This is a genomic window from Roseofilum sp., from assembly GCF_982964205.1.
Genome location: NZ_CEZBFX010000030.1, coordinates 1 through 14,005, shown reverse-complemented (window position 1 = coordinate 14,005; position 14,005 = coordinate 1). Strand labels below are relative to the sequence as shown.

At 44.2% G+C, this 14,005-nt stretch carries 10 protein-coding genes; 4 read left to right on the top strand and 6 right to left on the bottom strand.

Annotated elements, in window-relative coordinates; all coding sequences use genetic code 11:
• The first annotated feature begins 11 nt into the window (after window positions 1-11).
• Both pstA and pstB read left to right on the top strand, forming a co-directional pair.
• A complete protein-coding gene (gene pstA / locus AC3A14_RS09960) occupies window positions 12-950 on the top strand; it encodes a phosphate ABC transporter permease PstA (protein WP_318732473.1) in 939 nt (312 codons plus the stop codon).
• Complete coding sequence (gene pstB, locus AC3A14_RS09955) at window positions 944-1,771, top strand: phosphate ABC transporter ATP-binding protein PstB (RefSeq protein WP_318701188.1); 828 nt, start codon at window positions 944-946, stop codon at window positions 1,769-1,771. The genes pstA and pstB overlap by 7 nt, the downstream gene beginning before the upstream one ends.
• 40 nt (window positions 1,772-1,811) lie before the next feature.
• Here the strand turns inward: pstB and AC3A14_RS09950 are convergent, their stop codons facing one another.
• From AC3A14_RS09950 to AC3A14_RS09940, 3 genes are all read right to left on the bottom strand, one after another.
• Window positions 1,812-2,012, bottom strand: a complete 201-nt coding sequence (locus tag AC3A14_RS09950; RefSeq protein WP_271936349.1) for a DUF2949 domain-containing protein — start codon at window positions 2,010-2,012, stop codon at window positions 1,812-1,814.
• Window positions 2,013-2,234: 222 nt separating this feature from the next.
• Complete coding sequence (locus AC3A14_RS09945; protein WP_318732472.1) at window positions 2,235-5,390, bottom strand: efflux RND transporter permease subunit; 3,156 nt, start codon at window positions 5,388-5,390, stop codon at window positions 2,235-2,237.
• A 197-nt stretch (window positions 5,391-5,587) separates the two neighbouring features.
• On the bottom strand, window positions 5,588-6,238 hold the full coding sequence (locus AC3A14_RS09940; protein ID WP_318701183.1) for an efflux RND transporter periplasmic adaptor subunit: 651 nt from the start codon (window positions 6,236-6,238) through the stop codon (window positions 5,588-5,590).
• A gap of 222 nt (window positions 6,239-6,460) precedes the next feature.
• Between AC3A14_RS09940 and rppA the strand changes: the two genes are divergently transcribed.
• Entirely contained in the window at window positions 6,461-7,165 is a 705-nt protein-coding gene (gene rppA, locus AC3A14_RS09935; protein WP_318732471.1) for a two-component system response regulator RppA, read from the top strand.
• A gap of 228 nt (window positions 7,166-7,393) precedes the next feature.
• Here the strand turns inward: rppA and thyX are convergent, their stop codons facing one another.
• The gene (gene thyX, locus AC3A14_RS09930; protein ID WP_318736486.1) at window positions 7,394-8,914 is read right to left on the bottom strand and encodes an FAD-dependent thymidylate synthase; all 1,521 of its coding nucleotides are present in this window, start codon (window positions 8,912-8,914) and stop codon (window positions 7,394-7,396) included.
• A 143-nt stretch (window positions 8,915-9,057) separates the two neighbouring features.
• A complete protein-coding gene (locus AC3A14_RS09925; protein ID WP_318732469.1) occupies window positions 9,058-10,461 on the bottom strand; it encodes an NAD(P)/FAD-dependent oxidoreductase in 1,404 nt (467 codons plus the stop codon).
• Window positions 10,462-10,789: 328 nt separating this feature from the next.
• Here AC3A14_RS09925 and lepB point away from each other — a divergent pair, with 328 nt between their 5' ends.
• On the top strand, window positions 10,790-11,476 hold the full coding sequence (gene lepB / locus AC3A14_RS09920) for a signal peptidase I (protein WP_318732468.1): 687 nt from the start codon (window positions 10,790-10,792) through the stop codon (window positions 11,474-11,476).
• Between the two features lie 118 nt (window positions 11,477-11,594).
• Here the strand turns inward: lepB and speA are convergent, their stop codons facing one another.
• Entirely contained in the window at window positions 11,595-13,580 is a 1,986-nt protein-coding gene (gene speA / locus AC3A14_RS09915; RefSeq protein WP_318732467.1) for a biosynthetic arginine decarboxylase, read from the bottom strand.
• Window positions 13,581-14,005: the final 425 nt, after the last annotated feature.

The window sequence follows — 14,005 nt, the reverse complement described above, 5'->3', positions numbered from 1 at the left end:
AGTAAAATAGTATGGCTCAGGAAACTCTACAAAGCGAAAACGTACAAAGTATTAGGGCTAATATTCAGCAGCGTCAACTGATTAATAGCCTCTTTGGTGTTCTCGGATTACTGGTGATTTTTATTGCCGTAATCGTTCTCTTCTCCTTGACCCTTGCCATGGCCATGGATGGCGCTGCCCGGATCACCCCAGAATTCTTTATCTCATTTCCCAGTCGAAAACCCGAACAAGCTGGGATTTTATCTGCTTGGGTCGGAACGAGCTTAGTAATGTTGGTAACTGCCTGTGCGGCTGTTCCTCTAGGAGTCGCTTCTGGAATTTATCTAGAAGAATATGCCGCCAAAAACTGGATTTCCGACATTATTGAAATTAATGTCACCAATCTAGCTGGAGTCCCTTCTATTATCTATGGATTATTAGCCCTAGGATTATTGGTTTATCAACTGCAATTGGGGCAAACAGTTCTCACTGGCGGATTAACCCTTTCTTTGTTAATTTTACCAGTAGTTATTGTCACTACTCGCGAATCCATCCGCGCTATCCCCAATAGTTTAAGAGAAGCAGCCTATGGACTCGGGGCAAGTAAATGGCAAGTTATTTGGGATCACATTTTACCCTATTCCTTTGGTAGTATTCTCACAGGAATTATTATCGGGCTATCGCGAGCGATTGGCCAAACTGCTCCATTGATTACCATTGGTGCTTTAACGTTTATTGCGTTTTTACCCGACTCTCCTGTTAAGAGTGAATTCCCATTTATTTCATTGGCTTGGTTACAAGCACCGTTTACCGTGATGCCCATTCAAATGTTTAACTGGGTATCGCGTCCTAATCCTGAATTTCAAGTCAATGCAGCCGCCGCAGGAACCGTTCTGACATTGATGACTTTAGCCATGAATAGTCTGGCAATTTATTTGCGGTATCGTTTTCGTAGAGGAATCAAATGGTAGATTACACACCAGAAAAGTTTCGTAAATCTAACTCCTCTGCTTCTGGAGAGCCAGAAGCGAATCAGGTGAGCTTCAAAGCAGAAGTAGAAAACCTCAATTTTTATTATGGCTCTGTCCATGCTCTTAAAGGGATTAGTTTACACGTTCCTGAAAAGAGAGTTACCGCAATTATCGGCCCCTCTGGATGTGGGAAAACAACCTTGTTGCGTTGTTTCAATCGAATGCATGATTTGTATCCAGGGAATCGTTATGAGGGAGTGATTAAGCTAGATAGCGTGAATATTTTAGGACGCAATATCGATCCCATTGAAGTCAGAATGCGGGTGGGTATGGTGTTTCAAAAACCGAATCCATTTCCGAAGTCTGTTTATGAGAATGTGGCGTATGGGCTGCGAGTGCGCGGTATTCGTAAGCGGAGTACTTTGGATGAAAAGGTTGAGGAGGCTCTGCAAGGAGCAGCTCTTTTAGATGAAGTTAAAGATCGTCTTCATGATTCTGCTTATAATCTTTCGGGAGGACAACAACAACGATTGTGTATTGCTCGTGCGTTGGTCACTAATCCGGAGATTATTTTGTTTGATGAACCGACTTCGGCGTTAGATCCGATCGCCACAGATAGTGTAGAAGCACTGATGAGCCAATTGAAAACTCAAGTAACGATTTTGATTGTGACTCACAGTATGCAGCAAGCGGCACGGTTTTCAGATTATACGGCGTTCATGTATTTGGGAGAAATGATGGAGTTTGGCAAAACTGAAGAAATTTTTTCTCAACCCAAGAATAAGCAGACAGCCGACTATATTAGTGGTCGAATTGGCTGATTAGCTAATTTTACGGCAAATTTAAGGCGATCGCTCTCCCTTAGGCTTGTGAAAAGAGCCAATCATAGATTTTATCGAGTTGCTCTAAGGTAATCAATCCATATTGCCATAGGGTCATTGGCAATAAGCTGGGGCTACTATCATGATGGCGCAACGCCAAGCGAATTGAGGTTGCTGGCAGTTCTAGATCGCGTTGCAAGAATTGGATAAGGGGTTGGAGAGTCGTGGTGGGAGTAAACATGATCGTATAGGGCAAAAGACTTTATTTATCGATGCTTCTATCTTCCCCGATCTCCCAGCATTTGACCGTGACAAGATCGACATCTGTTTTGTGAGATTAGAGATAACCCAGATGTGATCTCGATAGCCATTGCAGGCGATCGAGATCGGAGCTTACAGGGCTTCGGGCAGCAAAAGGGAATCGGCAATAGAAAGTGTTCTAACTCTTTCTTCCCCTACTATATTACAACCGTTCTAAAAGTGATTTTTCATGCTCGCTCACCCAACTCTTGAGGGTAGATGAGGAATATTTAGGCATCAACCATTTACCAAATTGGGCATAGAGGGCTGGAATCACCAACAACGTTAAGGCTGTAGAGGTAAACAATCCTCCTAGAACGACAATTGCCAAAGGTTGGAGGATTTCATTTCCCGCACCAGAGGCGATCGCCAAGGGCAACATCCCCAAAGCTGAAGTCAGTGCTGTCATTAAAATCGCGTTGACTCGGTCTAAAGACCCCTTAACAATCACCTCTTTCAAACCCATGCCTTGAGAGGCTTTCTGATTGTAGTTATCTACCAACAATAAGCCATTGCGGACAGAGACCCCGAATAAGGTAATAAAGCCAATCAGAGAGGCGATAGACATTACACCACCACTCAAAATAATGGCAATAATTCCACCCACCAAAGCCAAGGGTAAATTAATCATAATCCCGAGGGTTGCAGGAAAAGATTTAACCGAGAAAAACATCAAAATGGAAATAATAATTGTAGCTAAGATGCTGTAGATCAAAAGATTATTACTTGCATTTTGTTCGGCTTCAAACTGACCGCCATATTGAATAAAGTAGCCTTTAGGTAATGGTATAGTTTTCCGAATCGTGGCTTGAATATCACCAACCACACTACCTAAGTCCCGTTCAGCGACATTCGCAGAAACAACGATTAAGCGCGACACATCTTCTCGATTGACGACATTAACTCCCATGCCATAATCGATTTGAGCGACATCGCCTAGGGCGATAGTTTCTCCTGTGGGGGTAGAAATTGCAATGGCACGAATGGCATCTAGATTATTGCGGTCTGATTCAGCTAAACCAACGGTAATATTAATGAATTGCTGATTTTCCGGCACTTGTGCAACAACTCGACCATTGAGTGCTGTTTCGACAACCTCAGAAATATCTGCCATCTGCAATCCATAATCAGCCGCTGCTGTGCGGTCATAATGGATTTGGACTTGTCGGATGGGTAACTGAGGTTCGAGTTGTAAATCTACCACTCCCTCAATGGGGGCGATCGCATCTCGCACCTGTTCACCAATCTGACGCAGTTCAATCAAATCCGGGCCAAAGATTTTAATGGCGATCGCACTTCTGACTCCCGATAATACTTCATCCATACGGTGCGAAATAAAACCTCCAATATTGGGAGCGACCCCAGGTAACTTTAAGAACTCTTCCCGTAACGCTTGTACGCTCGCTTCTCTGTTATTCAGAGCTAGATCGCTCAGTTCAATATCCACATGAGCCATACTCACTCCGGCTCCATCCGCATCTCCTGGGGCACGTCCCGCCCGGACCTGTACCCATTCATATAGGGGATTATCCTGAAGAGAATTATACAGAGCCATGCCTGCTCGGTTGGTCATCTCCAAAGATACGCCAGGGAACAACACCATCGAATTGACCATAGACTTTTCCTGAAACTCAGGTAAAAATACTCGTCCCAAACTGGGAACAATGGCGATCGTGGCGACTAAAGCCGCTAAAGCCAAACCCAGAATTACTTTAGGCAATCTCAAGGATAGATTTAAAAACGGACGATAGAGACGGATGGCCAAACGCGAAATAAATGTACCCTCTTGGGGTACACTTTGGTGGGCTAACAAAATAGCACAGAGAGCAGGAGAAAGGGTCATTGCCACCAGAGTAGAGGCAGCAATAGAGAATAAATAGGCTAATCCCATGGGGGCAAAAATACGTCCTTCTACCCCAGTCAAACTAAAAATGGGCGCAAAGACCACAATAATAATTACAGTGGAAAAAATGACCGCTAATCTAACTTCAACAGAAGTTTGATAGACCACTTCAAAGGGATGTTTAGGATTCTCTTGTGCTTGGTTACGGCGCAGTCCGCGATAACAGTTTTCCATATCCACGATCGCATCATCGACCACAGAGCCAATGGCAACCACTAACCCGCCCAAGGTCATAGTATTAATGCCGAGACCAAAAGCTTTCATGAAGAGTAAACCAATCAATAAGGATAGAGGAATGGCACTGAGGGTAATCATTGCTGTACGCCAATTCATCAAAAACAGCAGCATAATTACCGAAACGATAATAATTCCTTGCAGTAGAGAACCACTAACATTTTGAATGGCAGAATCAATAAAGTTAGCTTGACGAAAGGTTCGGGTAATTTCGACATCAGTAGGAAAACTTGACTGTAAAGAGGCAATTATCTTTTCTACCCCTTGAGTCACCGTGGGGGTATCTACATCCGGCTGTTTATTAATCATCATTACCACAGCCGGTTGCCCATTAAAACTAGCATCCCCTCGCTTAAGAGCTGAACCGGTTTGAACCGTTGCCACATCTTGAAGTAAGATGGGTTGGCCGTTTGCAACTTTGACCACTGACTGCTGTAAATCTTCAATCGATTGTATTTGTCCGATACCTCGAGTCAATAATTCTTGACCTCCCCCAATCAGAAAACCCCCTGGCGCATTAGAACTTGCTTTTCTAGCTGCTTCAGTGACTTCCGTTAGAGAAACATTCAGGGATCTGAGTTTTTCTGGGTCAATTAACACTTGTTCTTGCCGTTCATCTCCTCCATAAAGAGTCACTTGGGAGACTCCTGGAACTGAAAGAATTTGATGGGTGAGGGTCACTTCTACCCAATGACGTAACTCCATCATGGAAGTTTGTCCTTGAGGGTTAACGGTGAAGGCGTATTGTAAAATTGTGCCTAATGGGGAGACTAAAGGTGAAATTTCTGGGGGATGGGCGTTTTCAGGAAATTGACCCTGGATTTGTTGCAGTCGTTCAGTGACGGATTGGCGCGATTTGTAAATATCGGCACTTTGGTCAAAGATGACTTGTACCATCGATAATCCGACTTTAGAAGAGGATCTGACGGTTGTCACATCGGGTAAGCCATTGACGGCACTTTCAATGGGTACGGTAATTTGAGATTCGATTTCTTCGGGAGCAAGTCCTGGGGCTTCGGTTTGAATATCGACTTGGGAGGGAGCAAAAGCGGGAAAGACATCTAAAGGCATTTGGCTAATGCTAAAAATGCCCCAGATGGCGATCAAAATGGCACTGACGACAATGAGCCAGCGTTGGGCAATGGAATTTTTGAGAATTGTATTGAGAAGGGAATTCAGCATTTTCTAATTGAGTTTCAGTATTCATCTTTCAGATGAGGGGGACAATAGCGATCTCCAACCCCAAATGCTTCGCTCATAGATACAGCTTTGCGCTCTTCGTGGGGGAGTAGGGCAGTAGAGGGAGTAAAAAACCGCCATTTAAGCAATACAAGCTATTGCAAAGCCAGCCTATTGCCTAGCGCGAAGGGCTATATCCCTCAATTTTTATTAGAAAAAATTTCCTTCTTTTTGTTACTATTACCGATCGCCACAAATGTCCCACTGACTAATACAAGGCTTCCACCCACAATTGTTGCGATCGCCTTCCAGGACAAGCCACCCGATTGATTCTCTGTGGTTTGTCCTGACTCTTGAATCATATTACCGGTGCGATCGTGACTATGGGGAATGCCTTGAGCATCCGCTTGAGCGTGGGTTGGAGCGGTTGTCTCTGGTTCAGCCGTTTTGGTTTTGCGAGACTCAGCATACAGGGATAAACTGCCCTGAATCACTAATTGCTCTCCAATGGATAATCCTTCAGTAATTTCGATGAATTCACCTTCGGTTACCCCTGTTGCAACTTCTACAGGCTCATAAAAATTCCCGTATTTGACAAACACCAGTTGTTTGCCATCTGCTCTGACTAAGGCTGTCATGGGAATCATAACAGCAGAACTGCCATCTGATGCTGCGGCGATCGAGGTAACCACAATTCCTAACAAGGAGTCGGTTTCAGGGTTGATTTGCACTCGTTCAATTCCCCCAGTTGCCTGAAACTCATCTCCATGACCAACATGGGAAAGCACAACGTTAGGGGTACTCAGGGTTAAGGTAAGACTCAGAAGACTAATTAATGACCAAGATTTCATAATAACTCCTCACATTGAAGCAGGATTGATTGCAAACTGTTCGCACTCTGGCATAGGAGAAGTGAAATCTAGGTGAAATTGCTTGCGGTATTAACAAGGCTAATCCTAACCCGGGTAATGTATCTCCTAATCAATTAAGGTTAGGGCTAAATCAAGGCGGACAAAAAGGAGATTTTTTAAGTCATTATAGAATTGACTCTATTCAAGTAATCTAATTGGACTATGAGAATTTTATTGGTAGAAGATGAAGAAGACTTGGGACTGGCGATTAAGCAAGTTTTAGTCAGTGAAAAATATGTGGTGGATTGGGTCTTAGATGGTCTGGATGCTTGGTATTATCTGGACAGTGAATGGACAGATTATACTGTGGCGATTATTGATTGGTTATTACCCAAGCTTTCAGGAGTAGAATTATGTCAACGGCTAAGAGAGGAGAAAAAAACTGTACCGGTGCTGATGTTAACTGCTTTGGGGGAACCGGAAAACCGCATCGCGGGGTTAGATGCAGGGGCGGATGATTACTTGGTGAAACCGTTTATTATGGATGAGTTACTGGCTAGACTGCGGGCTTTGCAGAGGCGATCGCCCCAATTTCAACCGCAAACCCTAACTTTAGGTCATTTCAGCCTCGATGATGGCAATACTTCCCTCACAGTGAACCTCACGGAACCGCCCCAAACCATTCCCTTGACGGTGAAAGAATTCCAGATTTTTGCTTACTTGATGAAACATCCCGATCGCATTATTTCAGGGAGCAAAATTCGCAATCAACTTTGGGATCTTGATGCCGAACCCATGAGTAATGTGGTCGCTGCACAAATGCGTTTAATCCGACGTAAATTAGCTAGTTATAACTGTGTTTGTCCCATTGAAACGATTCGAGGCCAAGGATATCGCTTTAATTCTTTGTTATCGGGAGGTCAATAAATACAGCGCTTTGCGATGTTATGGAGTAAAACGCCGAATCCTTACAGTCATATACCACAACCCTATTGCCTAGCGCGAAGGGCTATACAGCCCTTCGCGCTGTAATGGGGTATAATCTAAAAGAAAGCGATTTAATCTGAATAATGTGGAAGCTAAAGAACAAATAAAAAGGCTGGTAACCGAACATCAAGATGCTACTTTAGCTGAACTATGTGGAAGCGCTTTAACTTAAGGGGATAACTTGGCCTTTTTTAACCGATTTTTCTCGTACCATTCGGCAATTTTAGGCATCCAACTTTGGAAATGGGGAAAAATATGCTCGCAGAGCTTTTGGCATTCGAGTTGAGCATCCAGCTTATATCTTAAGTCTAACAAATGCATCAGCGATCGCCCATTCAAAGAAACCACGAAATGCTGGCGCACATCAAACGGAATAATCCCTCGTGCATGTTCTTCCGATATGCCACTCTCCACCATTTGCTGATATCGTTTTGCCCCTTGCAAACACCACTCTAAATCCGATTGTCGCTGTTCTTCGGTATAAGTATAATGCTTGCCCTGACGATTGCTATATTCTCCTACCGGACGCAAGTAAAATACCTCTTCAATCGGTTTTAATCCTTCAGCCGCTTGTATAATTCTCGCGCCGGTATAGCGGTTAGAATTATGAACTACGAGACCGTTTGCCACAAAGTTATGCCAATTTCCTGAAACTTCTAAATCATAGGTCATTTGCTCGCCTAAATATTCAACTTTCACAATCTTGACGGGATGAGCTTTGAGTTTATAGCCCTTTCCGCTGTCGTGGACATCAAACGTGCTAGGGAATAGGGAATAGGGAATAGGGAATAGAGTTGTGGTATATGGCTTTGAGGATTGGACACTGTATTTCATAACAGCACTTTGCGCTGTATTCCCTGAAGAATCCAGTTGATAATTTGTAGAAAAACCGGCAGTAACTTTCTCTTCTATCGTAGCTTTTTCCGGATACAAACCATGTCTCGCGACTGGCATCCCATTACACATAACAGCAGCATCTTTAGTCATGTTAATCACATGACCATCCGCTCCAGTCACTAATCCTAATGCTTCACCCATAGGTTGCCAACCTTCTGAAGTGAATAGACGATGATTGACAGTACAATCGAGGGTTTTTCCATTTTCTAAGATTATGCGATAAACCGGTTGCATCCCTTGACAGATAACTTGTTTGATATGTCCAACTTCAAACAAACCAGTATCCTCGTTTAAGACGCGTAACCGCATGTTCCTGAGTCTCTGTTGACAATTACGGCGATATTCTCCAGGGGGTTCACCGTTTCGCCCCCTAATTTTTCTTGAACGAATTGCTTTTTCACCATTGTGCCAGAGATCATATAATTCCCCAATGGTTTTTTTCAGCTTTTTGCTGCTTTCTCCTTTACAATTGACAAAGGTGACTTCCGTATTGGCAGCTAGACATTGTACATCGAACGAAATTCCTACCCGATGAGTCCGTACCTGTTGCATGACACTGTGGGGAAAATAACCACAATTTAAAATGATTTGAGGATGTTCTATGGGGCCATAATGTCCGCGACCGCCTGATAATAAATGCTTGACAATCAGTTCCCCGGCTTTCGATTCGTTTGGCCACTTTTCTCGCTCATCGTAGACTAGATTTTCACTATAATCTTGATGCATCGCCGCATAGATGACTTGCTGGGGATTGGGGGTTTTAGCAATGACTTCAACTCTAAATTGATCCATGATTGAAAAGGTTAGATTAAGCCCTTTGTTCTTTGATATTGCAACTCATTAATCCTTGATAGACAAGGGGATGGGGCCCCTTGTTAAGGGCCGGATTGAATCCTAAAAAATGACGACCTTAGAATATCATAGTTTCTAACTGTTTAACCTCGTTTCCAGGAGAGCCACCAATTAAGAATTGTTTTCGACCAATAAGATTGATTAAATTGCTCAATTTGCCAGCGATCGCCCACTCTTGTCAGCAGTTGTGATACACTGCCAAAGACCCCCGGACTATCCTGGAGCGCTTGCAACTTCAGTCGATGACGAATAGCTAGACTCAGGGGTTGGATCAACTCTTCTGCTCTGGTTCCCAACACTGTAGCGCCTAGAATTGTGCCATCCGGTTGCACAATCACTTTAATAAACCCCGTAATCTCCCCAGATAAAACTGCGGCTGGATTGGTTTTTAAATCTTCTTGAATCACCTGCACCTTATCTCCATATCGCCTCATTGCGCTGGCTTCGGTTAATCCTACTCTAGCTAAGGTGGGTTGGCTGTAGACCGTATAGGGTAACTGTTGATAATCAATAGTAAAGAATGGTAACAATAAGGCATTTTTAATGGCGATTTTTGCCTCATATAGGCTAAGATGAAGTGATAAATATCCACCCAAACTATCCCCACAAGCATAAATTTTGGGATTTGTAGTTTGTAGTTTGTTGTTCACTCTTAAACCCCGATCGCCCCATTCCACTCCGAGAAACTCCAACGTTGGAGCAGGAAATGGCAAAGCAGGAAGAGTAACTAATAACACGTTATCGACGGCGATCGCCCGATTTCCCACTTGCAACCAAGTTTGTCCCTCAATCGGTCGTGCTTGAGTCACCTGGGTTTCCAGTAAAATCTCCACACCCAACGCCTTCAATTGAGCTTGAATCAGATTAGACGCTTCCGGTTCTTCCTGGGGCAAAATACAGGGATTCTCGGTAATCAGCGTCACTTGAGACCCCAACTCTTGAAAGAATTGTGCCCACTCAATCCCACGAGGCTCCGATCCAATAATCGCCAAAGACGAAGGAGGTGACTTCAAGCTCACCAGTTGCTTTGGTGTCAGATAACCCGTACTCGCCAAACCCTCAATCTCAATCCTGGGCTGGGTTTCCGGAGCCAGCAAATAGGCAGAAGAGAGCAAACGACGGTTGCTTAAGGCGATCGCAATTTGTCCCTGTTTTTCCTGAAACTCCGCCCATTCCTGAACCAAATCAATCCCCAACTGCTCTAGAGCCGGCGGAGAGTCCATCAGTGCTAATGTCTCCACTCCAGTTTGTACCCATTCACACAACCATTGATAGGATAGATCCTCAGCATCCCTCATCGGATCGAGCCGATTTTGACCCTGTCGCAACGGTAGAGGCAACGTTAAACCATCCTCGAAACCGTAGCTAGGAGAAGTCTCTGGTGGCACAATCAGTGCCACCCTAGCCTTTCGTTGCGCCGCCATAACCGCCGCATAGGTTCCCGCTGGAGAACCTCCCCAAACAATCAGATCGTAGTCAACAGACACAATAAGCAGTTATACGAGAGTGGACACAAGCAACAAAGTTAACTCTTGAGCGTCTATATTTCCTGACCAATCTACCCCATCCATTGACAAGCAACCTTGCCAAACTTCTACAATAGAGCCATCCTCAATCCGAACTATCCCGAACTTCCATTCCCTTGTGGGAAAAAGAACGCGACCAGGGGAATTGACGGATGTAGCAGAAGTAGACAGAAGAGGGAACTTATAGATAACATCTTTAGAGCCTATTGTATTCTAGCGGTACACTAAAACAACGTCTTCACGATCGAGAGGCACTTGCCTCTCCCTTGCTTCAACTTTGTCCTAACCTATGACTCGTGTGAATAAACCCAACTCTGACCAGAATACCAACCCGACTCCCGAAAATCCTTGGATTGAAGGACTCAAAACCATTGGACTGGCAGCCCTTCTTGCCATTGGGATTCGTCATTTTGTCGCCGAAGCCCGTTATATTCCCTCCGGGTCAATGCTACCCACCTTACAGTATGAACCCACCCACGATCGCCTCATCATTGATAAACTCGGCTATCGGTTTGGTGACCCTAAACGGGGGGATATCATCGTGTTTTCTCCCACGGACAAGATGAAGGAAAAAGACCCCAATTTCAAAGATGCCTTAATTAAGCGAGTCGTTGGTTTACCGGGCGATAAAATTGAGATTGTAAATGGGCAAGTTTATATTAACGATCGACTCTTAGATGAAAATTATGTAGCTTCCGAGATTAACCCCTCCGCCCAGATCAACGATACATCCGATCATCAATTGACAACCGTAGATGTTTGTCCCCCCGATCAACGATTTCTGGATCAACCTCAAATCGTGCCTCAAAGCTCCTATGTGGTTTTAGGTGATAATCGCAATAGCAGTTATGATAGCCGCTGCTGGGGGGCAGTACCGCGAAAAAATATTATTGGTCGTGCCGTGCTTCGCTTTTGGCCCTTAGGACGTTTTGGAACCCTAGATGGAGTCCCTATTTATCCAGAGGAAGAGAGTTAAGTCATCCCTTGCTTTATAAGGTGAAAAATTTTTATCCCTACCCATAGTATATAGCAAGGGAAGTAAGGGAAGAGAGAGTGAAGAAAATTTCTATTCCCTATTCCCTATTCCCTATTCCCTAGCGCGAAGCGCTATAACTTTCCACAGACAAATAAGTATAGCGGTTTAAACTTTCCTTGTAGCTATTGAGCAACCGTTGCGATTCTGCAATAGAAATCGTTCCTTCTTCTAGGGCTGATTCTGTTTGCTGGCGAATACTTTCAATTAAGTCTTCAATATCATATTCTACATAACTTAAAACATCTGCCATCGTATCTCCTTTCACGACCTGTTTAACCTGATAACCTTTGGGTGTTAAGCCAATGTGAACCGCATTGGTATCGCCAAACAAATTATGCAAATTTCCCATAATTTCCTGATATGAACCGCCTAAAAATAAGCCCAGATAATAGGGTTCTCCGGGGTTTAGGGGATGCAAATCCAACAACGATTTTACATCGCGTAGATCGATAAATCGAGTGATTTTACCATCACTATCGCACGTAAGATCGGCTAAAGTTCCTTGACAAGTGGGCTGTTCATTTAAGCGATGAAGAGGCATAATCGGGAATAATTGATCGATCGCCCAGCTATCCGGCGCTGATTGAAACACCGATAAATTGACATAGTAAATCGAAGCCATACTCATCTGGAGACCTTCGAGATCGTCCGGTACATAGGGTTCGTGGCGAATGATGTCCAAGATCTTCTCACAACAGGCCCAATAGAGCTGTTCGGCTTTCGCCCGTTGGCTTAAACTCAAATAGCCAAAATTAAACAAACTAATGGCTTCTTCCTTAAACTGAATCGCATCATGGTAGCATTCCTGATAATTATTGACCTGAATAAATTGGTATGTTTCCCACAAATTGCGGATGATCAAATGATCGCTACTTTCGACCTCGAAAGCCTTCTGTGTCAGCACTTCACTGGTTCCTAAGACATCAAAAATGAGTACGGACTGATGGGAGGCGATCGCCCTTCCACTTTCGCTCACCAGTACAGGGGCTTTCACTTTGGCTTGTTCGCAGGCTTCTTTGACCTCGGCGACAATATCATTGGCATAATTCTGCATATTGTAATTTTTCGAGGCGTAGAAGTTGGTTTTTGAGCCATCATAATCGACCCCTAAACCGCCCCCCACATCCAAATAGCGCATATCTGCACCACTTTTAGCCAATTGTACATAAATTTGGCTCGCTTCCCGGATGGCATCTTTAATCACACTAATCGAGGAAATTTGAGAGCCAACATGGAAATGCAACAGTTGCAGAGACGATAATAGATTGGCCTCTTGCAGGCGTTCCATCACATGGACAATTTCGGGAATGGTTAAGCCAAATTTTGCTCCATCTCCCGTGGATGTAGCCCAACGACCTTCCCCTTTAGCACTCAGTTTCGCTCGCACTCCCACCACTGGAGTTACTCCTAATTCTTGGTGGGCTTTGATCGCTAACTCCACTTCTTCGAGTTGCTCTAAAACAATGATCGTTTGTTTGTCGAGTCTGCGGGCTAAGATGGCGGTTTCGACATATTCCTTATCCTTATATCCGTTGCAAATTAACAGGGAATTGGAAGTTTTCAGGAGAGCTAAGGCGATCAACAATTCGGGTTTAGATCCCGCTTCTAGACCAAACTGGAAGGGTTGGCCAAAATGAACCAAATCTTCTACCAGTTGCCGATGTTGGTTGCATTTGACTGGAAATACCCCTTGATAAATGCCAGGATAATTGTAGCGGGTGATGGCTTGAGAAAAACAAGCATTCAGCCGTTCTAGGCGATCGGCTAGTATATCGGAAAAGCGAATGACGAAGGGAAGATGAATATCGCGCTGTTTCAGAGCTTCTACCAGCTCATAGAGATCTAAGGAACCCCCGCGATCGCCTTTCGGGGAAACCACCACATGACCGGCCGCATTAATGGAAAAATAGGGGTCTCCCCATCCATTAATGCGATAGAGTTCCTCAGAATCCTCAATAGTCCAAGAGGAGGCTGCTTGAGTCGGTTCTGGAGTCTGTACGGGGGCGATCTCCTGTTCTGTGGTTGATGTTACCTCAACACCCATAGTCTAATTCCTCTGAAGATTTACCCAAGATAGTTCTTGCCGCATTTTAACGCTCACGCCATACCTTTGAATCATCCGATCGAGGGTGAGGCTCAATTCAAACCCATATCATGCACTATTTTAGATGAAACAGTCCACTAGAGTGGGTTATCGACCCTGACGGTTATCCTGGCGATCGCCTGTTCTCTTCCAACCACTCTGAAATTTCCGCTACTAACCATTCCTTTTCTCGGAAGGAAATAAGAGACCGTTTATAAAACAAAAATTAAGAAGATTGGGCCAGACGCGCTAATCTTCTGAGCATCAAGCGGCACATAGCTGTATAGATCATCGCCTCACTTATTTCTGGTAATTGCTCCTGGTCTACAATTACAGCGCTTCGCGCGGTAATAGGTAATAGGTAATAGGAAAACCATTTTTCACGC

What these genes read in the sequence shown, in the direction of transcription:
- AC3A14_RS09945 (WP_318732472.1), bottom strand. Translation starts at nt 5,390, where the DNA reads ATGCTGAATTCCCTTCTCAATACAATTCTCAAAAATTCCATTGCCCAA.
- AC3A14_RS09950 (WP_271936349.1), bottom strand. Translation starts at nt 2,012, where the DNA reads ATGTTTACTCCCACCACGACTCTCCAACCCCTTATCCAATTCTTGCAA.
- rppA (WP_318732471.1), top strand. Translation starts at nt 6,461, where the DNA reads ATGAGAATTTTATTGGTAGAAGATGAAGAAGACTTGGGACTGGCGATT.
- pstB (WP_318701188.1), top strand. Translation starts at nt 944, where the DNA reads ATGGTAGATTACACACCAGAAAAGTTTCGTAAATCTAACTCCTCTGCT.
- thyX (WP_318736486.1), bottom strand. Translation starts at nt 8,914, where the DNA reads ATGGATCAATTTAGAGTTGAAGTCATTGCTAAAACCCCCAATCCCCAG.
- lepB (WP_318732468.1), top strand. Translation starts at nt 10,790, where the DNA reads ATGACTCGTGTGAATAAACCCAACTCTGACCAGAATACCAACCCGACT.
- pstA (WP_318732473.1), top strand. Translation starts at nt 12, where the DNA reads ATGGCTCAGGAAACTCTACAAAGCGAAAACGTACAAAGTATTAGGGCT.
- AC3A14_RS09940 (WP_318701183.1), bottom strand. Translation starts at nt 6,238, where the DNA reads ATGAAATCTTGGTCATTAATTAGTCTTCTGAGTCTTACCTTAACCCTG.
- speA (WP_318732467.1), bottom strand. Translation starts at nt 13,580, where the DNA reads ATGGGTGTTGAGGTAACATCAACCACAGAACAGGAGATCGCCCCCGTA.